At 46.0% G+C, this 22,537-nt stretch carries 18 protein-coding genes; 1 reads left to right on the top strand and 17 read right to left on the bottom strand.

What is annotated here, in order from left to right; genetic code table 11:
• The first annotated feature begins 206 nt into the window (after nucleotides 1-206).
• A complete protein-coding gene (locus HI950_RS13050; protein WP_169082329.1) occupies nucleotides 207-2,240 on the top strand; it encodes a DUF5107 domain-containing protein in 2,034 nt (677 codons plus the stop codon).
• Nucleotides 2,241-2,302: 62 nt separating this feature from the next.
• Here the strand turns inward: HI950_RS13050 and HI950_RS13045 are convergent, their stop codons facing one another.
• The 17 genes from HI950_RS13045 to larC all read right to left on the bottom strand — a co-directional run bounded on the left by HI950_RS13045 (nucleotide 2,303) and on the right by larC (nucleotide 22,536).
• Nucleotides 2,303-2,983, bottom strand: a complete 681-nt coding sequence (locus HI950_RS13045) for an N-acetylmannosamine-6-phosphate 2-epimerase (RefSeq protein WP_169082792.1) — start codon at nucleotides 2,981-2,983, stop codon at nucleotides 2,303-2,305.
• A gap of 15 nt (nucleotides 2,984-2,998) precedes the next feature.
• On the bottom strand, nucleotides 2,999-3,919 hold the full coding sequence (locus tag HI950_RS13040) for a dihydrodipicolinate synthase family protein (protein WP_169082330.1): 921 nt from the start codon (nucleotides 3,917-3,919) through the stop codon (nucleotides 2,999-3,001).
• Between the two features lie 7 nt (nucleotides 3,920-3,926).
• Nucleotides 3,927-4,817 carry an ROK family protein gene (locus HI950_RS13035; RefSeq protein ID WP_169082331.1) on the bottom strand — a complete coding sequence of 297 codons (891 nt, stop codon included), beginning with the start codon at nucleotides 4,815-4,817 and terminating at the stop codon, nucleotides 3,927-3,929.
• Complete coding sequence (locus HI950_RS13030) at nucleotides 4,814-5,656, bottom strand: carbohydrate ABC transporter permease (RefSeq protein ID WP_169082332.1); 843 nt, start codon at nucleotides 5,654-5,656, stop codon at nucleotides 4,814-4,816. The genes HI950_RS13035 and HI950_RS13030 overlap by 4 nt, the downstream gene beginning before the upstream one ends.
• A gap of 10 nt (nucleotides 5,657-5,666) precedes the next feature.
• Nucleotides 5,667-6,542 carry a carbohydrate ABC transporter permease gene (locus HI950_RS13025; protein WP_169082333.1) on the bottom strand — a complete coding sequence of 292 codons (876 nt, stop codon included), beginning with the start codon at nucleotides 6,540-6,542 and terminating at the stop codon, nucleotides 5,667-5,669.
• A gap of 88 nt (nucleotides 6,543-6,630) precedes the next feature.
• Entirely contained in the window at nucleotides 6,631-8,049 is a 1,419-nt protein-coding gene (locus HI950_RS13020; protein WP_169082334.1) for an ABC transporter substrate-binding protein, read from the bottom strand.
• 42 nt (nucleotides 8,050-8,091) lie between these two features.
• On the bottom strand, nucleotides 8,092-8,562 hold the full coding sequence (locus HI950_RS13015) for a NanQ anomerase/TabA/YiaL family protein (protein ID WP_169082335.1): 471 nt from the start codon (nucleotides 8,560-8,562) through the stop codon (nucleotides 8,092-8,094).
• A 240-nt stretch (nucleotides 8,563-8,802) separates the two neighbouring features.
• On the bottom strand, nucleotides 8,803-9,987 hold the full coding sequence (locus tag HI950_RS13010) for a response regulator (RefSeq protein WP_169082336.1): 1,185 nt from the start codon (nucleotides 9,985-9,987) through the stop codon (nucleotides 8,803-8,805).
• Nucleotides 9,962-11,764, bottom strand: coding sequence for a sensor histidine kinase (locus tag HI950_RS13005; RefSeq protein WP_317618348.1), 1,803 nt, complete (start codon nucleotides 11,762-11,764; stop codon nucleotides 9,962-9,964). Before HI950_RS13005 ends, HI950_RS13010 begins: the two co-directional genes overlap by 26 nt.
• Before the next feature lie 257 nt (nucleotides 11,765-12,021).
• A complete protein-coding gene (locus tag HI950_RS13000; RefSeq protein ID WP_169082338.1) occupies nucleotides 12,022-12,825 on the bottom strand; it encodes a response regulator transcription factor in 804 nt (267 codons plus the stop codon).
• Nucleotides 12,822-14,702 carry a sensor histidine kinase gene (locus tag HI950_RS12995; RefSeq protein ID WP_169082339.1) on the bottom strand — a complete coding sequence of 627 codons (1,881 nt, stop codon included), beginning with the start codon at nucleotides 14,700-14,702 and terminating at the stop codon, nucleotides 12,822-12,824. Before HI950_RS12995 ends, HI950_RS13000 begins: the two co-directional genes overlap by 4 nt.
• A gap of 44 nt (nucleotides 14,703-14,746) precedes the next feature.
• Nucleotides 14,747-15,568 carry a carbohydrate ABC transporter permease gene (locus tag HI950_RS12990; RefSeq protein WP_317618347.1) on the bottom strand — a complete coding sequence of 274 codons (822 nt, stop codon included), beginning with the start codon at nucleotides 15,566-15,568 and terminating at the stop codon, nucleotides 14,747-14,749.
• Nucleotides 15,569-15,594: 26 nt separating this feature from the next.
• Nucleotides 15,595-16,485 (bottom strand): carbohydrate ABC transporter permease, encoded by an 891-nt coding sequence (locus tag HI950_RS12985; RefSeq protein ID WP_169082341.1) that lies wholly within the window; start codon nucleotides 16,483-16,485, stop codon nucleotides 15,595-15,597.
• Between the two features lie 98 nt (nucleotides 16,486-16,583).
• Nucleotides 16,584-17,906, bottom strand: coding sequence for an extracellular solute-binding protein (locus HI950_RS12980; protein ID WP_169082342.1), 1,323 nt, complete (start codon nucleotides 17,904-17,906; stop codon nucleotides 16,584-16,586).
• Nucleotides 17,907-18,294: 388 nt separating this feature from the next.
• Nucleotides 18,295-19,530, bottom strand: a complete 1,236-nt coding sequence (locus HI950_RS12975) for an aminopeptidase (protein ID WP_169082343.1) — start codon at nucleotides 19,528-19,530, stop codon at nucleotides 18,295-18,297.
• Nucleotides 19,531-19,756: 226 nt separating this feature from the next.
• Nucleotides 19,757-21,022, bottom strand: coding sequence for a glucuronate isomerase (locus HI950_RS12970; RefSeq protein WP_169082344.1), 1,266 nt, complete (start codon nucleotides 21,020-21,022; stop codon nucleotides 19,757-19,759).
• Between the two features lie 122 nt (nucleotides 21,023-21,144).
• Nucleotides 21,145-22,536: a nickel pincer cofactor biosynthesis protein LarC gene (gene larC / locus HI950_RS12965; RefSeq protein ID WP_169082345.1), complete on the bottom strand. Its 1,392-nt coding sequence runs from the start codon at nucleotides 22,534-22,536 to the stop codon at nucleotides 21,145-21,147.
• Between the last annotated feature and the right edge of the window lies 1 nt (nucleotide 22,537).

The raw sequence follows: 22,537 nt of genomic DNA, 5'->3' as shown, positions 1-22,537 counted from the left end.
CATAAACGAGCAGGCTCATTTTTTATTTAGCCATAAACGTGAATAGTTGGATAAATCCGTTATGAATAAGAGAACCTCCTCCTTGAACGCCGCTCTGAACAAAATATGGCAGGTTTAGTTCAAAATAGTTCATTTCCTGCTGTGCAAACCGAAGGTAGAGTTACATATAAACAACATGTTTGAGAAATATGGGAGGTGTGTTTAAATTGCGTGTATATAAATCATCTTTGCGATTGGAAGGCGCAGCGATTGGATCAGATAATCCGCTGCCTATGTTTCGCAACAGCCGCCATCATAGAGATGTGAAGGATAACGGCACCCTAACGGAGGAGCTTCGCGCGAAGCTCGGCTATGAGACTGGCGAGCGTTATTTGCCTTACCGGATGCAGGATCGTTATTCGAGAGAGCGGACTGCGCTTTTATTGGATACGATTGTTTTAGAAAATGATTGCTTGCAGGCGGTCTTTTTGCCCCAGTACGGGGGGAGATTGTATGCCTTGATCGATAAAAAAACGAATCGCGATATTCTATATACGAATCCAGTCTTTCAACCTGCTAATTTGGCCATCTTGAACGCATGGTTCTCAGGAGGCATAGAGTGGAATATCGGTCAGCTCGGCCATACGTTCACCACCTGCTCCCCCGTGCACGCTGCTATTTTGAAGGATGATAGGGGCGATGATTTCCTGCGCATTTATGATTATGAACGGTGTAAAAATGTGTTTTGGCATATCGATTTCCATCTGCCTGCCGGTTCGGATAAGCTGCTCATTTATGTGCGAATCGTCAATGACAACAACCGCACCGTACCGATGTATTGGTGGACGAATATAGCTGTAGAGGAAACCGCCAAAGCCCGTATTTTCTCCTCTACCGATGAAGTGATCTATATTGACCACAGCATAAAAGGGTTCGGCTTAGGCAAGCTGCCCCATCTGCCGACCGTTCCGGATAAAGACGTCTCGTATCCGATAAATTTTCCGTTCTCGAATGAATATTTTTTCCAAACGCATGAAAAAATCGAATATCCTTGGGAAGCCGTAGCCTATGAGGATGGCAGAATGTTCTACGAGCGCTCAACCTCTAGGCTGCGCTATCGCAAAATGTTTTGCTGGGGCAATCATGCCGGCGGAAGACGGTGGTGCGACTATCTAGCGAGTCCCGGTGAGGGCCGGTATATTGAAATTCAAGGCGGCTTCGCGCCCACGCAGCTGCACGGACTCGATATGCCAGCCCATTCGGAATGGGATTTCACCCAAGCGATAGGAATGACTGATATTAAGGTGGAGCTTGCCCACCAGCAAAATTGGCATCAGGCGCAGGCTTATGTTCGTAAATGTGTCGACCGCCATATCGATGAAGAAGAAATGCTGGCCATTCATCGCTCCCTTGGGGCGCAGGCTGAAAGGGCACCTGAACAGACGCTGTTTCGCGGCTCCGAATGGGGCGAGCTTGAAAGGCAGCGCAGGGAAAAGCTCGAATATCGCAGCGTACCAGCCGGATTCGATTTCTCCAGGCAGCCGCAAGGCAAGAGCGGTACAGCCGAGGACTGGCTTGCTCTGCTGAACGATAGGCGCCTTCCGGAGCGCGGCGTTCATGAAGTTCCTAGCGCATGGATGATCCAAGAGGAATGGCTCGACCTGCTGCAGGCTAGCCTGCAATCTGCGCGGAACCAATCTTGGAACGCCTATATGCATCTGGGAGTGATGCTTTACGAGAACGGCAAGGAGGAAGAAGCGATAGCCGCTTGGGAAAACTCCATCCGACTTCAGCCATCCGTTTGGGTATACCGAAATCTGGCAGAGGCCATGAATCGAGCAGGCCGCAAGGAACAAGCGCTTAAATATTGGGAGAGCGCCTACCATATCGCCGAGTCCTTCCCCGATCAAGCATTAGCGGAAGAATATTTAAATCTGCTTATTGGCATGGAGCGATATGAAGAAGCATGGCGTGTCTACCAAGACTTGCCGGAAGCTTTCACGAGCTGCGACCGCATTCAAATTATTGTTGGCGCAGCCGCTCTAGAGCTGGATCAGCATGCATTTGTAGAGCGCTTATTTTCACAGGAGTTTGCTGTCATTCGTGAAGGAGAAACACTCATTATCGAGCTCTGGTACAAATACAAGGCCAAGCAGCTGGCAACGGAACAACATGCACCGTTAACCTCTACTCATCTAGCGGAAGCCAAGGCAATGTTCCCGCCGCCTGCCAACATTGATTTTAGAATCGTTGGCGAGTAGCCAGACACGGAGAGAGGACTGACGATACTTGTATCGTCAGTCCTCTCTCCGTTAACGATTTCTCAGCTCTTCGCAGCAGCTACAAACCTCGCCGTAATTTCCATTGGCCTAGTGATTGCTCCGCCAACAACGACGGAGGCTGCTCCAAGCTCCAAGCAGCGCTTGTACATTTCTGGCGTAAGAACATTTCCTTCTGCGATGACAGGAATTTGAATAGCCTGCAATACCGATTTCAAAAAGGCAAAGTCATGATCATATAATTTCGTTGCTGACGTATACGGCGTATACCCATGGAGCGTTGTAGACACGCAATCAAAGCCCAATTGCTGTGCGAGTTCCGCCTCTTCCACCGTAGAGATGTCTGCCATAAGCAGGATAGCCGGATTCTTCTCCCTGCAATAAGCAACCAGTTCAGCTAATGTCTCGCCATTAGGCCGATCGCGCTTCGTGCTGTCCATAGCGATCATCTCGCAGCCGCTTTCGAGCAGCTCATCGATTTCCTTCTTCGTCGCGGTAATGAAAACAGCGCTGTCCGCATAGTCCCGCTTGACGATTCCGATAACAGGCAGCGAAACCTCCTGCTTAATCGCGATGATATCCGCCTTCGAGTTCGCTCTTATCCCTGCCGCGCCGCCGAGCTTGGCTGCCAAAGCAAGCTTGGACATAATAAACGAGCTATGCAGAGGCTCATGCTCCAGTGCCTGGCACGAAACGACGAGTCCGCCGCTGATTTGTTCCATCATCATCTGTTATCCCCTCTATTCCTTCGCATAAAAGGCAATGGCTGCTTCGATTTCTTTATTCAGCTCAATTAATGAAGCTTGATCCGCTTCGCGAACAGGCAATAGCGGGAAGCGAGGCTCGCCCGTCTCAATGCCTCTAATGCTTAGTATATATTTGCATGCGCCATAAAGGGATGGATAACCTAGCAGCTTCTTAATGATTCCATTGATTTTATTTTGAAGCGTCTGTGCTTCTGCGAGCTTATTTTGGACGAACAAACGGTTCAATTCACAGAACAGCTCGGGCATAACCCCATATGTGCCGCCGATGCCGCCATCTGCGCCCATGATTCTGCCCGCCAAAAACTGCTCGTCAGGACCGTTGAATACGAGGAAGTTTTCTCCGCCAGCTTCTTTGAACTGCTGAAGCTCAAACGTGCTCTCTCCCGACATTTTTACGCCAATGACTTTTTCTTGCTTCGCCATCTTCGTAAGCAGCGGGATCGACAAGTTAAAGCCCGTCGTTTGCGGGATATTGTAAATTATAAATGGGAGCTCCGAGCTGTCTATCATTTGCTGCCAATGATTTTCTACGGCCGCCTCCGACAGACGGTAATAGATGGCAGGAACAGCAGAAATGACATCGGCCCCAGCCTGTTCGGCATGCTTCGATAGCTCAACGCTCTCGCGCGTAGAATTAGCTCCTACATGAACGATAATCGTCAATTCCCCTTTTACTTCTTCCATAACCGCCTCAAGTACTTGCTTCCGTTCCTCTACTGTTTGCAAAATCCCTTCGCCTGAGCTGCCGCCGATATAAAGTCCTTTAATACCGGTGGATACATAATATCTAGCCAGCTTCTTCACACGCGCCTGATCCACATTTCCTGCGTCATCGTATACCGAATACATAGCAACATAAATACCTTCAAATTTAGAGATGATGTCTGTTTTCATCGTTCACTCACTCCGTCTCTTCTTTATAATAAGGATACACGGCGCCATAGAGCGCAGCTCGATTGCCAAGCTCTGCCGCAATTAGTTCTGTCTTGGAGAAATTAGGAGGCAGGTACGTGTTCAAATGCCATTTGATTTTGTCCAGCAGAAACGCCTTCTGCTCGGAAACGCCGCCGCCAATCAAAATGACCGATGGGTCTGTGAGAAGAATGATTTCCGCTAAGCCCCTTGCTATCTCCTCTGCCCAAGCATCAATAATGCTGTCGCAGCGTGCGTTGCCTATTCTAGCGCTAGCAAACAGCTCATGTCCGCTGCCCGAGAAATGTTCAAGCTCTAACGCGGCTTTTTTTAACAATGCGGAAGTAGACGCTCTTTGCTCATAGGTCGTTTGGGTGCTCTTATCAAATAAGAAATGCCCAATCTCGCCGGCTCGGAAATGGCTCCCCACCACGAGCTGCCCCTCGCAAAATAAAGCGCCGCCGATGCCCGTCCCCAGCGTTATACAAAAAAAATGATCGCTGCCTCGGGCCGCTCCCTTCCACTTTTCGCCGCAAGCTGCCGCATTCACATCATTGGCAACGATTGTGGGAAGAGCAAATTGCTCTTCAATCGTTTTTTTGAGATTCGTGCCTTTATATTCGGGGATCGTTCCTCCCGCAAAGACAATTTCGCCGCTTACTACGTCCACTACACCCGCTGTGCTTATGCCCACTCCACAAATACCGTCGTACTTTTCCAGCAGCCGCTTGACAATGCCGGCCGTTTCTTCGGGTATCCGGATATTGGCCTGCCCTTTAGGCGTCTTCATGGAATCATGATAGAGCAGCTCTGCATCAGCGCCAAACACCGCATATTTAATATCCGTTCCGCCAATATCGATGCCTATATAATGCTTCATTCCTTTACCGCACCAATCGAAATGCCCCTTGTAAAATATTGCTGGAACATCACAAAGATAATGAGCATCGGAATGGCGGCAACCGTAGCGCCTGCCATCTTGTAAGCAAAGTTAGGATTAAGATCCTGCATCAAGGTGGCTACGCCAACCATCAAGGTTTTCATTTCCTTATCCTGACCGATAACGAGCTGCCACAAGTAATCATTCCATACCTGTACGAAGTTCAAAATGAACAGCGCGCCAATCCCCGGCTTGATAATGGGAAGCAAAATTTGCAAGAATGTTCTGACTTCTCCTGCTCCATCGATTCTTGCTGCTTCGCGGAGAGCGTCCGGCGCACTGTCAAAAAATCCTTTTAACAGGAATACCCCGAAAGCAGTCGCAACGTTCGGCCAAATCATGCCGTACAAGCTGTTGACCATGCCAAGCTCCTGCGTAATACGGAATAACGGAACGATCATGACCTCTTTTGGAACCATTAGGCTTGAAATGAAGATAATAAAGATTACTTGTTTTCCTTTAAATTGAAGCTTGGAGAAAGCATACGCAGCCATCGAGCTGGCGATTACGACCAGTACGGTCGTCAAACCCGCTACGAACAAGCTGTTTAATGTCCAGCGCAGCGCAGGCTGACTGTTGAATACTTCTGTGTAATTCGAGAAGGTAAACGTTTTAGGCCACCAATCAGGCGGCATTTTAAGCACATCCGAGCTATTTTTGAGTGAGCTTGTAAACAGCCAATATAATGGGAATAGGTTGAGAATGGCGAATATGATAATGATGATATTAGCGATAACATCGTATGTTTCCCGCTTTTTCTTTGCTTTCGTCTGAAGCATGGTTTATCCCTCACTTATCCTTGAACATCGCTCTGAGCTGAGGCACCGACAATAACAATGTAATGAAGAACATGATAACCCCTACCGCGGAAGCGACGCCGAGTTGATTGTACTTGAACGCATTGTTGTAGAGATAATACATCATGGTCACGGAAGCGTTATTCGGTCCTCCGCCAGTCAGCATCTGGATGACGACGAAGATCTTCAGAACGGCGATAATATTAATGATCGTTATATATATCGTTGTCGGTTTGACAAGAGGAATCAAAATTTGAAAAATAACTTTTGTACGGCTTGCGCCATCCACCTCGGCTGCTTCAAATAAATCCTTGGGTACGCCGATCATCGAGGCAAGATACAGAATAATCGCTTGGCCAACGTTAGTCGCGAAGGTTACAAATATGACCACTGGCAGTACCGTACTTTTATTGCCTAACAAATTAAAGGTGCTGAAATTCATCTCACGTGCCGCATAAGAGATCAACCCATTGGCAGGATTAAGCAAGAACCCCCATACCATACTCATGACGACCATCGATACCATAACCGGGATATAATAGCTTCCTCTTATAAAAGAAACATACTTCGCATTTTTGTCAAAAACGGCTGAAGCAACAAATAATGAAAACCCTACGGTCAAAAGAACGATAAAGACAACGAAGATAACAGTGTTATAAATCGATTTAAAAAAGACAGGGTCGTTGAACAAGGTGATGTAATTGTCTAAACCTACGAACGTCTCTTTTTGATATTGAATCTTGTACAAGCTCAGGCGTATGCCTTCGAGAATCGGATACACGATAAACACAAGAAACAATAGAAATTGAGGCATTATAAACAGATAGCCGGTCACGTTTTCTTTCCAGTAATGATTGCGTAGTTTCATGGTTATCCGTTACCTTTCTTATTCGAAGCCTTGATTGCTTAAGAGGCGATCAAGGCTCCGAAACATGATTTCGGTTGCAGGCAGATGTCTATTTGTAGAGAGTTGAGTTTTCCTTCGCCTTTTGAATAACGGCATTGCCCTTTGCTTGGTAGTCCTTCATCGCTTGCGCAGCCGTTTTTTCGCCAATGTAGATCGCTTGCAGCTCTGGATAAAGCACTTGTCTAAGCTCGCTATAGCCAGGCACGTTGCCTGTGAAGTTGAACATATGTGAAGCGTTTGTATCATAAGCCGCGAAAAGCGGATATTGGTCCTTGAACTCCGATGCTACGGAGCTTCTTACAGGAATGCTGTTCTTAGAAGCTTTAACGAGCTCAGGATCAGTGGAGAAAAACTTCACGAAATCTTTGGCGACTTGAATGCGGGTTTCGTCTCCGGTCTGGAATACGCTGGCGCCGATTACATAAGTGAAGGATAGCGGATCTCCGTTTTCGGACGGGATGTTGGCAAGCCTAAGATCGAACTTCGGCGCTTTGCCCGCTTCCATATCCGCTTTTGCATTGTTGAACAGGACTGCATTGGTAAAGCTGATTGCGAGCTGTTGATTTTGGAACATCGCATTCGCATCATTGGAGGATACCGATTCTGCGCCTGGATTGGTGTAGCCTGCGCTGTAGATCTTCTTCAGCCATTCCGCCGCTTTGACACCGCTCTCATCATCAACAATCAGATTGCCTTGCTCATCAAAGAACTTGTTTCCGAACATTCTGAGGTAAGCTAGATTCCACGTGTCGCCTTGATTGTTCAAAGCGTAAAGCGCCATCGGGTACGTATTCGAATATTTGTCCTTCGGCAGCTTCGTTTTCAAGCCTTCCAAAATCTGCTCGTACTCGGCCAAAGTCCATGTTTTGATTTCTTTTTCGTCACCAAGAAATTTCTCTAGGCCAGCTGCTTTAAACATGTCAGCATTGTAGGCTAGCGTGCCGGGATTTTGCGAGAACGGGTAGAAGTAAACCCCATCTCCAAAGGTAACGTTATCCCAGTAGCCTTGCGCAATATCGCTTTTTGCCGCATCGTCAACGATGTCATTTAGCGGTACCAAGGCTCCGCGGTGAGCATAGTCACCCATCGCAAAAACGCTTTCAAAGAAAATATCAGGAGGTGTTCCGCCGTTTAGATTAACGTTAAGCAGCTCGTCCCGCTGATCGCCGGCAACGACTTGAACATTTACTTTTACATCATAGTTTTTGTACTGCTCCGAAAATTTATCTGCCGCAAATTTGAAGAAGCTGTCATAGTCGGCATTATCTTCAGTGGCATCGAAGACGCCTTTCCACTGCGGCGTGAGCCATAAGGAGAGCTCAACCTTCTCTTTATTGCCGCTAGCTCCATCGTTCTCGCTTTTATTTGGACTCGTGCCTGCTTCGTTCCCGTTTCCGGAACAACCCGCCAAAATGGCGATAATTAAAATGAATGCTGAAACCACAGAAAACTTACGACTTTTTAACATGGATATAGCCCCCTTTAAATAGTGGTCATCTCATAGAAGTCATTAAAGTAAATCCTGATTGATTTTGACAACGATCTTGCGCACATCCGTGGCTATCGCTTCGGTTATTCCCGGCCGATGAATGTCTTCCGGGAACAGCACCATATACATGCCTGGCTTTAGCTTGATCAAAGTCTCGTCCTGCAACTCCGTAAATAGCGCAAAGTCCTCCTCCGGGTTATAAGGCGCGGATGGCTTACTATTCCCGTCCTGCACTTGCCAACCGATCGTCTCCTCCCCCTCAAGCAAAAGATGAATATCGAGGAAACGCTCATGCTTTTCGGCGGGCTGCTCTTCCTTAGGCTTCGTTGTGTTCGCCATAAGCAGTGCGAACATATCATCGCCCCAGATCGGGTATTTCCCTGCCTCCAACACGCCAAAATCCGTCTCTGCCAAAAAATCGATAGCTTTGCGCAGTACAGGGTGTGCGAACTTTCGTTCAGTCGTCCAATGCTTCAGCGACCCGGCTATCATGTTTAATCCGCCTCCCTCGTCTAGATGCTTAGACCTTCCAAATGCTTTGCTCGGAAATGTTTATAAGCAAATTATAGCTTTGTAAATTCGATCAAAACAGGAACGAAATTTTCGTTTTTTATTCAACATTTTTGGATAACGGCTGTTTATTCACTATTTTTAAATGAAATGTTCACAATTTTAAAATGCTTTTGAATAAAAAATCCCCCCTCAAATTCAGGGGAGAAATGAAAATGCCTACTATTTTTGATGACTAGCGCGATATTTTTGCGGGCTGACCCCTTTGATTTTTTTGAAAATCCGCCCGAAATAATTGATATTCTCATACCCGACCTGCTCCGCTATCAAATAGCTTGGCAAATTCGTCTCGACGAGATAAGTGGCCGCCTGTTCAATGCGCAGCGAATTAATCCAATCGGTAAAGCCATAGCCGGTTTCTTTTTTGAAAATCGTGCTCAAATAGCTCTCGCTCATATTGATCATCTCGGCTGCATGCTTCAATGAAATATCTTGCGTATAGTTCGCCTTCATATAATCAAGAAGCTTTCTAATATCGTCACGGGAGGTTTCACGAACACCCTGATCGATTAGCCTCTCCTTCGTTTTCAAATATTGGCTGCGTATATCTTCCCATTTAAGGATAGGATCACTGGCTTCGGCACGGAGGGAAATGCCGAGCAGTTGATTGGATGCGCTGACTAAGCTGCTGATGATCATTTCTAATTCCGGAAGCTTCTGCTCAGATAACGTCAGCAATACAACGATTTCCCGGTTACCGGTCGCTATGGGCTGGCTGTCCATGATCGATTGCAGCTCGGACTCAATCAGATGCTTCAGCAGCTGGATCGCCGAGGCCTCCGGTCCTCCCTCTCTTGCATGCCGCACGTGAAGGACGAGAAGAATAGAGGCAGGACGCAAATTCGTCGTTTCTACGGTTGATGAAAGGTCGTTAACCAGCAACAATTTAAGCTGCCGCGAGACGGCATCGATTCTTGTTTCTGGAGTCTCCGCTTGATTGCGATGCGGGAGAGGCTTCGCTTGGCCCCGAGCTATTTTGCCTGCAGCTTCAACAAGAAGATCGAGCAGCTCTGCAGGCTTCATCGATGCTTTTAACAAATAATCCTCTACGCCAAGCTTCATTGCCTTGCGTACGTATTCGAATTCATTATGGCTGCTGAGTACGATAATTAACGTATTCGGGTAACGTTTTTTAACGATTTCTATGAGCTCAAGCCCATTCATGCGCGGCATCACAATGTCAGTGAGCAAAATATCCGGTACCTTATATTCCATAAGCTCCAGCGCTTTTTCTCCATCTGAAGCGTCTCCGATAAATTCGAAATCATGCTTCTCCCAGTCAATCAACGATTTAATGCCCAATCGTACTAGAAGCTCGTCATCAACCAGTATCACCTTCAGTTTCATCGCCAATCCCTTTCTGTACTTTTTTTATCGGAAGCCGGAATTCTACAGTCGTGCCTGCATCAGGCTCACTAGTGATGCGAAGGCCGTATTCTTCACCGTACTGCAGCCTGATCCGGTCGTGGACGTTCTTCACTCCGATTCGATCAGGAGGAGGCTCCGCCGAGCTAGCCGATAGACGCTCATGGATCTCCTTTAGCCTATTCGACTCCATTCCTATGCCATTATCCCAGACACGCAGTACGAACTGATCCTCTTCGTATTGTGCTTTAATAACGATGCGCCCTAATCCGCTCATCGGCTCAATGCCATGCTCCAGACAGTTCTCGATAATCGGCTGCAGCATAATTTTGATCACTTCCTGATCCATCAAATCCTCCGGGATATCCATTTCAACCGATAGCTTTTCGAGAAATTTCATTTTCATCAAACCGATATAATTGTCGATATAATCAAGCTCCTGCTTCAGCGGAATCAAGCTTGCGCCCCTGCCGATGCTTCCTTCCAAAATACCGCCGAGATTAGAGAGCATATCCCCGACCTCGCTGTTGTTGCGAATATAAGCCATCCACTTAATATTGTTTAATGTATTCAGCAAAAAATGCGGATTTATTTGCGCTTGCAGCGCGCGGAAGCGCATTTCTTCTTTCTGCTCGTACTCCTCCTTCACTCGCAGCAATAAGCCGCGAATTTCTTTAACCATTTTATTGTAAGTCTCGAGTAGAGAAGAGATTTCCTGCGGTCCTGTTATCGAAATAGCAGAATAAAATTGTTTGTCCTCAAGCTCCTGCATCCTCTTCTTGAGCAGCTTAAGAGGCTTTGATATGCCATATGAAATGGATATTGTAATGATGGAGAATACAAAAAAGATAATCGTAAAAATAAAAATATTGGTTCGGCGGATATCAAAAATCTCTTTAAAAACGGTGTCATACGGTACCAGCTGCACAATTTTCCAGCCGTTTAGCTGCACCGTATCGTAATTGACAAACCACTTTTGTCCATCCTTCTTGATAATCTCCTGCCCTCTTGTTTTGTTTCCGATCTTCGGCATGTAGCTTTCCTCTGCCAAGCTTTTTCCGATCATCTCTTTGGCAGGACTAGACACAACAGTCCCCTTCTTGTCGACGAGATAAACCCTTCCTTCGAGCCCTGTCAAATATTTGCGAATGTCCTCCTCCCTTACGCTAAATACAATCATGCCGATATTTTCTCTCGTCTGAAGCTCCGTTATCGTTTTGACCACAGTAATGATCGGTTTGCGGTCTGTATATAATAGATCCTTATCATTAAACATCCATTTGATTTGATAAGGCTTCTTCATCATTTCCTTATACCAATCGGCGCCAATATACTGCTGCAGCAGCTCGTTAAGCAAATAGCTCGTACTTTGCCAATTTCCGTAACGATCGAACAGAGTCACATACGTGTTTGTAAAGTAAGAGCTGAACAGACGATTCAAGGCGGTGTCATTCAAGCGCAGCTTCTCATAGCTGCTCATGGAGTCGGGGTCTTTGAGAAGATTGGTAATGCTCGGATTAATGGTAATGTTGACTGACGATTGAAGCATGTCCTCCAGAAACAATTCCACATTAAAATTGACCAAATAAAGCGCATCCTGTGCCGAGCTGCCGATTTTCCGCTCAATGACGGATTCAAGCGGCTTGTCCATGAAATAAAATGTCAACAGAAAAGGGATGATTAAAAACAGCAAAATAGAGAAAAAGATCTTGTTGCGGATTGAGTTCCAACGTCCGAAAATAGTACGAATGTATCCCACAATGTTCCCTCCTTTGCATCCCGTATGACTAGCTTCCTTCAGTCCGTTGATTATTCGACATAGATAGATCATTCGACTTATTCCGATAAACCACACTTATTCTTTATACCATTGTATGAACCGATTTAACAGCGAACGAAATGGCAACATCAGCTCTTTCTTAATTTGCCAGCCGGCCTACAATGCCGCTAAACAACAAAAAACCGCCATACATGCAGGGCGGTTTTTGCCTTCTATTTCGCGAATCACATATGCGATTAAAGTGATGTGCGATCTGCCTTCTGTGACTCCGACATTCGATATTCGGTTGGTGTTTCCTGACATGATTTTCGGAACACCTGCGTGAAATGACGCATATCGTTAAAGCCAACCTGCACCGCAATATCAGATACTTTAAGGTTTGTATCTCGCAGCAATGCCTTGGCTTTTTCCATTCTTAGCTGAGTAATGTATTCCTTATAGCCAGCTCCGACTTTTTGTTTGAACAGCAAGCTGAAATAAGTAGGATTTAAATAAACGGCAGCAGCGATTTTATCGAGCGACACATTCTCATGAAAATGCTCATGAAGATATTGAATGGCTGTGTCGATCATTCCTGTTGACGATTTATCTCCATCCTTTAACGCTTGGTTTGCCTTTATTGTCTTATCTTCGAGCTCTAGGAGCTCTTTTGTTGATAATCTTTGTTGCTCCTTAATCATTTCGGCCTGCAGTCGCGTAATAAGCGCTATCAATTTTTGCTTCCCAATCGGCTTAAGCATATAGTCGGAGGCTCCTTGCCTGAGCGCTTCCTGTGCATAGTAGAAATCGGCATGGGCTGAAATAATGATCCACTTAATACGCTGATCCAATTCCCTGCCTGCTGCCAGAAGCATTAAACCGTTCATCTTCGGCATCTTGATGTCCATGATGACGATATCAACCGATGATTTGGAGAGTAGATCCAGCGCATCTTTCCCGTTTCCAGCCACTAATATCGAAGCATCCGGAAAAGAGGAGAGAATGGTCCGTTTCACACCGTCACATATCGGCTTCTCGTCATCCACGATCAATATATTCATGCACGCTCCTCCTCCAAAATAGCGGGTACGATAATGGATACTCGCGTCCCCTCTCCGAATGTGCTGCGAATTTGCACGCCGTAAGCAGGTCCATACCATAGCAAAAGTCGTCGGTGCACGTTAGACAGCCCAATCCCCGTGTCGGATTCCCGCTGCAAGTCAATTGAGATTAAATCTTCTGCTTGCCCTTCTGGGACTTCTTCGAGATTGCCTCCCGTCTTTCTCTCATAGGCGCGCTCCTTCTCAGACTTGATATGGAGTGTGGATAATAGTGACTTAAGCTTGTCCTGCTCCATACCAACACCGTTATCCTCAATATGAATATATAAATTCCCAGCGTCTATATGGGCCGTAAGAAGGACAACTCCAGCTTCATCTGAGTCCTTCTCATCCAGACCGTGAACGATAGCGTTCTCTACAATGGGCTGTAAAATCATCTTCGGAAGCTTTATTTCATGCCAAATGGGATCGATCTCTATTTTGATTTCTAATCGATGGTTCATTCGAGTTTGGCAAATAAGCGCATAGTTTTTGATTTGTTCGAGCTCTTCGAGCAGCGTCACACTTGATGAATGCTCCCAGTTGCTGCTGTACCTGAATATTTCAGAAAGGGAAAGAACAACCTCGCTAAGCGTTTCTTCTTCTTTCTCCTCCAGCATCCAGTAAATCATATCTAATGTGTTATACAAAAAATGAGGATTCACTTGCGCTTGCAAAACCTGAAGCTGTACATTTTTTTCACTCGCGGATATCGCTCGAATACGAGCGATCAAACCATTGATCCGATCAACCATTCGGTTAAATCTTTGAGCCATTTCCCTGATTTCCTCGAATGACTTTACCTCCATCATACCATTGAAATCGCCACGCTCAACCTGCTTCATTTGACGAATCATTTGGCTTATCGGCAAGGAAACCGATCGCGATACAAACAATGCCAATAGGATCGATAAGAAAATGAGCAGCATAAAAATCATGAGAATGAACTGCTTCGTTTGTTGCAGCTCGAAAGCGAGATCGGATTTTGGCGTTAGGCTCAAGAGCTGCAGCCCCATGCTGTTCAGCATGCCGTTAACGATTAAATAACGATCATGGTCTATGATCTGAACTGGCTTGCTGTCGTGTTCATCCGCGATATCACGCGCAATAGAGGTTGCAATGTGATTTGGTATGTTATGAGCGAGTATGGCCTTATCGCTGTTCAAGAGAAATGACTCGCTATTATTGGACAGCTCCAAGTTTTTCATGATGCCGTTAATAGCCTTTGGCTCCATCTCGACAAGTATGATTCCCATCGACTTCTGATTGGTGAAATCCACCAATTGGCTGCCGAAGGCGAATACAGGCCTTTTCTCAATCTGATCAATAATTGATTTATCCTTTACGCCAAGCCATATCGGCTCCCCTTTGGATTGCTTTATCTGATCGTACCAGAGGGTATCCTTATATCCAACGTCAATCACCTGTGCATTTCGGCTTCCGTAGCTGTACACTTTTCCTGTATCCGTTATCACGTAGATGCCAATAATATCATCCCATGAATAATATATCGCGCCTAAGGCGTTCGTAATCGTACGTTCTCTAATCGCCTGCAGCGCAGGAATGTCTTTTTGATCACGCGCAGCATAGGTTTGGATCTCCGGGCTGCTGACAATCGATTTCGCCAAGATCGAATAACCCTTCAGAAGCAGCTCGGCATGGCCGCTAGCTTGCGACATGCTCTTTAATGCTACGTCTCCTACTTTGTCATTGACTTGAATGGCCGATCTCTGGTAATACAGCATCGTTAACACAAGCATGAGGATAAAGGAACTGCCGACAAACAATAGAAATAAACGAACACCTAATCGATTAAACCATTGCTTGCCCCGTCTCATGCTCCTATCTCCCTTGAAACCATTTTTAAGCAGATCTTAATGGATCATCCTTTTACTGCACCGGCAACCATGCCTTGCGTAATTTTGTCAGCAAGGAGGAAGTAAACGATCAATACCGGAATAACGCCTAAGATCAAGTATGCACCAATTGCGCCGTAATTCGTTGTATATTTCCCAACAAAACTGTAAATTCCGAAAGGCAATGTTTTGAGATGAGAACTAGAAATAAAAGTAGCCGCCATAATATATTCGTTCCAGATGTTAATGAACGTTACGATCGAAACCGTCATCAAAGGCGGAATTGTAATCGGAAAAATAATGCTAATGAAAATACGATAAATGGATGCCCCATCGATTGCTGCCGATTCTTCGAGCTCATGAGGAATTCCTTTATAAAATTCGGACAAAATAAAGACAGCCATCGGTACAGAGAAAGCGATATAAGGCAAAATAAGCGATAAATGCGTATCCATAATGTGCAGCTTATTAAACAATACGACAAGCGGAATCAGCGTCGCTTGTGTCGGTATCATTATACCGATCAAGAAAACAAGCATAACGATTTTAGAAGCTTTCCATTTGAATCTCCCGATCGCATAGGAGACCATAGCGCCGAGTACCAAAGTAATAATCATCGATATCCCTGTCACAATAACGCTATTCCACAAATATTGCAAGTAGTGTCCGTTCACGAATGCATTCGTGTAATTTTCCCATTTCATCACTTGTGGGAGAGCGAAGAAAGTGCTTGATAGTATTTCCTCGTTTGTCTTAAAGGAGTACAATACGAGCCAAAGCAATGGATAAACTTGAGTTATTATTAAAAGGGCCAAAAATGCCCGGACTATCGTTTTTTTGATTTTCACTTGTATCATCCTCCTGTTCCGCAATATTAAGATGCGGCATTTTCTGAGCGCTTGAAGGCAAAGTTAAGCAATATTGTAGCGATCAATCCTTCTGCGACCAAAAATACCGACATTGCGCTGCCGTAGCCGTACTGGAAGGACATGAACGTTTTGTTATACATAAGGGTAGAAATGACTTCGGTCGAATTTCCGGGTCCTCCGCCTGTCATAACCATAACAATATCGAATGCATTAAGTGAACCGATAACCGCTAATATAAGCGAGATTTTAAGTACGGGTGCCATTAAAGGAATGGTAATGTAGCGATCAGCTTTAAAGCCTTCTGCTCCATCGATACGTGATGCTTCATATATTTCCTTGGAAATATTCTGCAAGCCTGTAAATTGGATTAAGACATGATAGCCTAGATACTGCCACAAGGCTACGAAAAAGATAGCATAGATAGCGATTTTGGGTTCTGCTAGCCAAGTATGTGTCCAGCTCTCCAGCCCTACAGATATAAGCAGCTTGTTCAGCATGCCTCCAAATTCGGCTGGATTATAGATCGAACGCCATAGCTGTCCGATTACGACAACAGACAAAATAACCGGCAAAAAGTAAATCGAAACTAAAGTGTTCGGTTTGCGAAGGTAGCGGGTTAGAAGAATAGCTACAAACAACGCAACCGGAATTTCACATGCCGAAATGAGCGCGAAGAGCAATCCGCGATTTACCGCTGGCCAAAATAAAGGGTCTTTCGTAAGCATGGATACAAAGTTGTGAAGTCCAACAAATTTTGCCGTGCTCATGCCGTCCCATTGGTAGAAGGAATAGAACATGGATACAACAATTGGAACAAACACCATCAATACGTACAAGATAAGACACGGCAGTACGAAGATCGCTAGTGCTGTTTTTGAAACTTTCAAAATATTCATTGTAATCCCTCCGTGTTGCCATAGGCTTCATTGGCCTGCTTATTGAATAAAGGAAGGGAACCGTATAGGCTCCCTTAGTTAAGGTTTAAGTTTCTCGATTAAGGATTGTTGATGTCAAAATTGCTTTTGTGCTCAGCAGCAATATCTTCAGGCTTAATCTTCTGAATGAACATGCCTTGAAGCGCATTCAAGTGATATTGCGTCGTGCTTGGATCGATCAAGTTGTCGAACGCGATCGAGCCGCCTTTTACTGACTTGAATATATCTAGAACATCAATAGCCGTTTGCGAATAGCCCGCGCTAGCGAAATCACCGTCTACGATTTGTGCAAGACCAACTGCACCTTTCATATCAAACATCTTTTTCGGATAGTTAGTCATGTAGTAAAGCAGGAATTGTTTGGATTCATCCATATGCTTTGTACCGGCAGAAATAACATAGCCTGAACCAGGTCCAAGCATAAATTCATTCGGGTCGCCTTTGCCGTCTACTGTAGGGAAAGGTTTGGCGACTACTTTATCCTGAATTTCAGATCCTTCGATAGAAGCAGTTACCCATGAGCCCATATAGTACATCGCCGCTTTGCCAGTCAGGAACAAATTCTCGCCTTGCTCATAGTCGAATGACGTTGCACCTTCTTGGAATGCGCCAGCTTGAATGAGATCTTGCATCTTTTCAACGGACTTCACAAATGCAGGGTCATCAAAAGATTTTTTCTTGTCAATTACATCTTGCAGGAAGCTAGCTCCACCAAGACGGATTACAATGTTCGTGAACAAGAACGATCCAGTCCACGGCTCTTTCTCACCGATTGCCATCGGGATGATTCCTTTCGCTTTCAGCTGTTTGGCAGCTTCCACGATTTCTTCGAAAGTAGTCGGGATCTCGACACCCGCTTTTTCGAAAAGCTCTTTATTGTAATACATGAGACCGATATCATTAGCTTCTGACAATCCATATGTCTTGCCGTCGAACGTGTAGTAATCGAGAATTCCTTTTTGGTAGGAATCACGCAAGCCGTCTTTGTCCAAAATGTCGTCAAGCGGAGCAAGCTTGCCGCCATCTACATAAGGCTTCATTTGAGCTCCTGGATTCACCACGGTAATATCCGGCATGTCATTGGAAGCTGCCTGCGTTTTCAGCTTTAATTTCTGTTGGTCGCTGTTTAATGCATCAACCTCGATTTTAATGTTAGGATTAGCTTCCGTGTAATCCTTAACGATTTGACGAAGCGCTTTCAATTGAACCGAAGATTCATCTGCTGTATGAATTTGAAATTTAAGCGTAACCTCTTTTTTCTCCGTGCTTGTGTTGCCATTAGTCGGATTACTGCTTTCTTCCGTTGGTGCGTTGTTGCCTCCGCATGCAGCTAAGCTGATAGCGAATAATGACATTACCATGACCAGAATCAATTTCTTCATCTTTTTCTCCCCCGATTCTAAAATTTGATTAGTGCGCCTTGCCTATTTACAATTATCACGTAATTCAACTTATTGACGTGATACGTTTTTTTTTGGTTTGATGTTTAATTTTTTTAGGATATTCCATATTCCTTACACAAACTTTACATGAATTCCCATGAGAGAAAGACAGTCGAATATGCCCTATATCCAAACCAAGTATTTGAAAAATAATAAACCAGCGCAGCAGCGGATTCCATTTAGGAATCGCAATTGCGCTGGTTTATGTTGATAAGATTTTATGAATACGGACCGTATGCGATAGAAGGCCGCTGTTATGTCACTGTAGATACAAAGAGGGCTTTGGCTTATCAGATCATTCTGATTAAGCCAAAGCCTTTGCTTTTAGCTAGATCGCCCAATTGCCATTGCGGAATATAGGCTCACGAGTGCCATCCTGCGTCACACCGTCAATATTCATATCGGGCGAGCCAATCATAAAATCTTCATGCGTAAGGCTTCTGTTTGCGCCGTGAGCGAGCAGCTCCTCAGGCGACATTTTAGTACCGCCAGTAAGATTAACCGGATATGCCTGACCGAGTGCAAGGTGGCAAGAGGCGTTCTCATCATACAAGGTATTAATAAATATCACATTGGAGTTGGAGATAGGTGAATCGTGAGGCACCAGCGCAATTTCCCCCAAATGTCTAGCCCCATCATCCGTGCCCAGCAAATTAGAAAGCGCCTCATAACCTTGCTCAGCCGAATAATCAATCACTTTGCCGTCCTTGAAGGTCAAGGAGAAGCCGTTAATAACCTGACCATTATAATTTAAAGGCTTTGTGCTGCGAACGACACCATTGACGCCATCTCTATGGGGCATCGTAAATACTTCTTCCGTCGGCATATTCGGGTTAAAAAATACCCCTTTGGCGTTCGCTTTGGCTCCGCCTAGCCAGATATGCCCTTCCGGCAGCTCAACTGTCAAGCTTGTGCCTGGCGCCTCATACTGCAGCTGCTTGTAGCGTTTGCCGTTAAGCACTTCAACCATTTGGAGCAGCTTCGCATTATGCTCTTTCCATGCTTGAATCGGATCTTCCAGTCCGATGCGCGTAGCATCGACAATCCGCTCCCACAGCTTCTGAACCGCTTCTTCCTTCGATACATTCGGAAATACTTTGGCTGCCCATTCAGGCGTTGCATAAGAAATAAGCGTCCATGCGTTCGTATGGCTCATCAAGGCAGAACGGTAGCTGCTCATCGCAGTTGATGCCGTCTTAGTCGCAGTCGCAACTCTTGACGGGTCTACATCGATCAGAAGATCCGGGTTCGGCGAATAAATGGTAATAAACGCAGCGCCTTTGTCTGCAAAATCCTCCCATGCCTTAGCACGCCACATCGGGTATTCCACAAAGGCTTCTTCCGGCGCCTGCTTGTATTTAATGCGGGTTAGCTCCTCATCGTTATATTCAACATGCACGTTTTTCGCACCGGCTTCATAAGCCTTGGAGGCAATAAGCCTCACCAGTGGAGCGGCAGTAATCGGAGCCATAACGACAACCGTCTGCCCTTGCTGAACGTTGACGCCAACCTGCACGGCCAGCGCAGCATAATTTTCTAATTGCTGATATGTAGGATATGTCATTGTCATTTTCCCTCCAATATTAGTATAAATTTACTTTAGAAATTGCATGCTTCTATTATAGTACTCCCATGCAAAATGCTCAAATGAAGTTAGGGATATACGAGCTATAAGAAGTATGGACGGCAGATTCACAATGAGATAAATCTCCCTTATGAAAGAAAAGGCTATTCCCCGCTAAACGCTGCAAGAATCGCCTTTTTTTATTTGATGCGCCTTATTCTTTCGATTAGGTTATATCTTTGCCGAGGAAACGCCAAAAGTTTCGATTCAACATATCATCCAAATCTCTTTTGATTTCTTCCTCGGTCACTTCCCAGCCGCTATGATGCAGCTTCTCGTATTTATCCGCCAGCACGTTCCCGATAATGGACCTCGAATGCTCCCATTTATAGATCAACTGCTCGAAGACACGACAATCCGAATGCTGCGGAATGACCGAAGTGCCAAGAAGCTCTATGCGGAATCTAGTCATTTCCTCAACCATGGACTCGATATGCAGAAACCACCAGCAGCCAAAGATCATCAAATTACGGAACTTGCGGGCAAGCACCGATAATTCATGCTGATTCTCTCTTGCAAGCATAGTGATAAGAAACTTTTGGTCCGGATAACGTCTGCACAACGCTTCAACGGCAGACACGTCTGAGAGCATGCTCATATCGCCTGCCAGTCCAAGCGACGGGTTCACTTTTCTGCGAACGCCAATCATAAGCGCAAACGGAATCTGCTGCTCCTGGCATACCGGAATCATAACTTCATCGATCATTTTGCTTCTATGATCATCGGCTGGATACTTAAAATCCCCCGGCATCGACACCGCAAGATAGAGAGCATCCATGCGAACAATCCATTCCGATAGAAAACGACTCGTCTCCTCTTTTGTCCTCTCCGTCCACTCTGCTTGCACGTCGTACCCGAGCTTTTGCAGCTCATTTACGGCATAGGGCCAATCATTAAGCAGTGCGTCAACACGAAGCGCAGCAAAAAAACGGGGGTCCGACTTCCCATTGCCCGACAACCAGACGGGCCGTTCTACAGCATCAAAAGGGTCGTTAGTCATGACGATTTTTTCAATTCCTGCAATCTGCATCACCGTATCGACTTGCTCATGCACGGTTCGCTTCGCCAACGCTTGACGGTAATCGTCCAGATTGCGCGAGGATACATCGAATCCGAGACGCTTTAGGATCGTGATGAATCCGCTGGCCGCCTCGCTTACCGGAGAATGGTCTATAAATAGCTGCTTCCATATCCAATCCGCTTGCTCGCGCTTGGTCATCGACCAGAAGCGGCTGTATTCATCCTCTGACCATCTAAACGATTCCGAAATCAAATAATGGTAGGTCAGCAAATCATCGATACCCCACAAAAGCAGATCCCCGAATTCAGGAGCGTATAAATGGGTATGCATATCTGTGACAGGCATGCTGTGAGCCCATTTTTGTACCGTTTGCCGAAGATCGGCCAAGCTTATAACGGATTGCGTATTCATTATTTTTCCCCCTTAAATGAGTTTCATTGATCGTGATAAAAGCCAGCTTTGTCGATAGGCATCGTGATAACAACGTTGTTATAAAAGTCCTGAATTACGTTATTTGCCCTACTGCTGGCCTCCTATTCTTTCAACCGTTTGTATACTTTGCGATATACGGCTTCGAGAGGTATCCCGGATGTTCGGGCAGCATGGGCAGCATCCTCAAATTCCGGAGATTGGCGAATGATCCGCTCTCCGTCAATAGCCTGCTTTACTCTTACTGTGCCGTATGGCGTTTCAACTTGAATCCATTGGCGCTCCAGCGCCCTTCGCTGCCACTCGCTTCGGCGCACACCGAAAGTTGACGTTTCCGCTAGCAGCGTTTCCTCGCAACGGTCGCTGTCAGCCGGTCGGCATAGCACGCTGACGAGGACACCCGGACGGTTTTTTTTCATGTAAACCGGAGTATAGTACACATCGAGCGCCCCGGCTTCAAATAGCTTTTCCATCGCATAGCCAAGCATTTCCCCCGTTGAATCGTCCACTTGGGCTTCGAGTACGACAATCGTCTCTTTGTTTTCTTGCTGCTCCTGTTGATACAAAATAGCGCGTAAAACGTTCGGATGCTCAAAATCCTTTGTGCCTGCTCCGTAGCCGATACGGTCAATCGTGCCTGCGGGCAGCGGACCAAAGCCTGCTGCCAGCGCCTTGACGATCCCGGCGCCGGTTGGCGTCGTCAATTCACCTTTTGCCGTGAACGGCGATAACGGTACGCCGCGAAGCAGCTCCGCAGTCGCAGGGGCCGGAATCGGATATAATCCATGTGCCATGCGAAGCTTGCCTGTTCCTGTCGGCACGGGAGAAACGATTATTTTGCCGGCATCGAGGTTCTCCAGCGCTAAACATACGCCAATAACGTCTAAAATGGAGTCCATCGCCCCGACCTCGTGAAAGTGAACGTCAGCCGGGTTCATGCCATGAATCTTGCCTTCCGCTTCGGCAATTAGGCGAAAGATGGACAGACTCCGCAATTTCACACGGTTTGGCAGGCTTGAGTCCTCGATCATGCGCAAGATGTCGGAAGCTTTTCTATGCTCATGCGAATGCTCATGGCTATGAGCATGGCTATGAGCATGGCTATGAGCGTGTCCATGGTGGTGATCATGGTCGTGGCTATGATCGTGACTATGATCGTGTCCATGGTGGTGATCATGACCGTGACTATGAGCGTGCACATGGTGGTGATCATGACCGTGACTATGATCGTGACTATGATCGTGTCCATGATGGTGATCATGGTCGTGGCTATGAACATGAACATCCATATGACCGCTGTTAACAAAGTCTAACTTCAGCCATTTCGCTGTGATGCCCCTCCGGTCCACCTTAACGAATTCCATGGTGAACGGATCGATTGGGAGCTTCGATAAATGGCTGATAATATAATTCGGGTCTGCGCCAAGGTCCACTAGCGCCGACAAAGCCATATCTCCCGCGATGCCTGAAATGCAATCCAAATAAACCGTCCTCATG

This window comes from Paenibacillus sp. PL91, from assembly GCF_012935325.2.
Taxonomy (GTDB): Bacteria; Bacillota; Bacilli; order Paenibacillales; family Paenibacillaceae; genus Pristimantibacillus.
The sequence above is the reverse complement of the archived record's forward strand: the minus strand, read 5'-3'. Positions and strand labels throughout refer to the sequence as shown.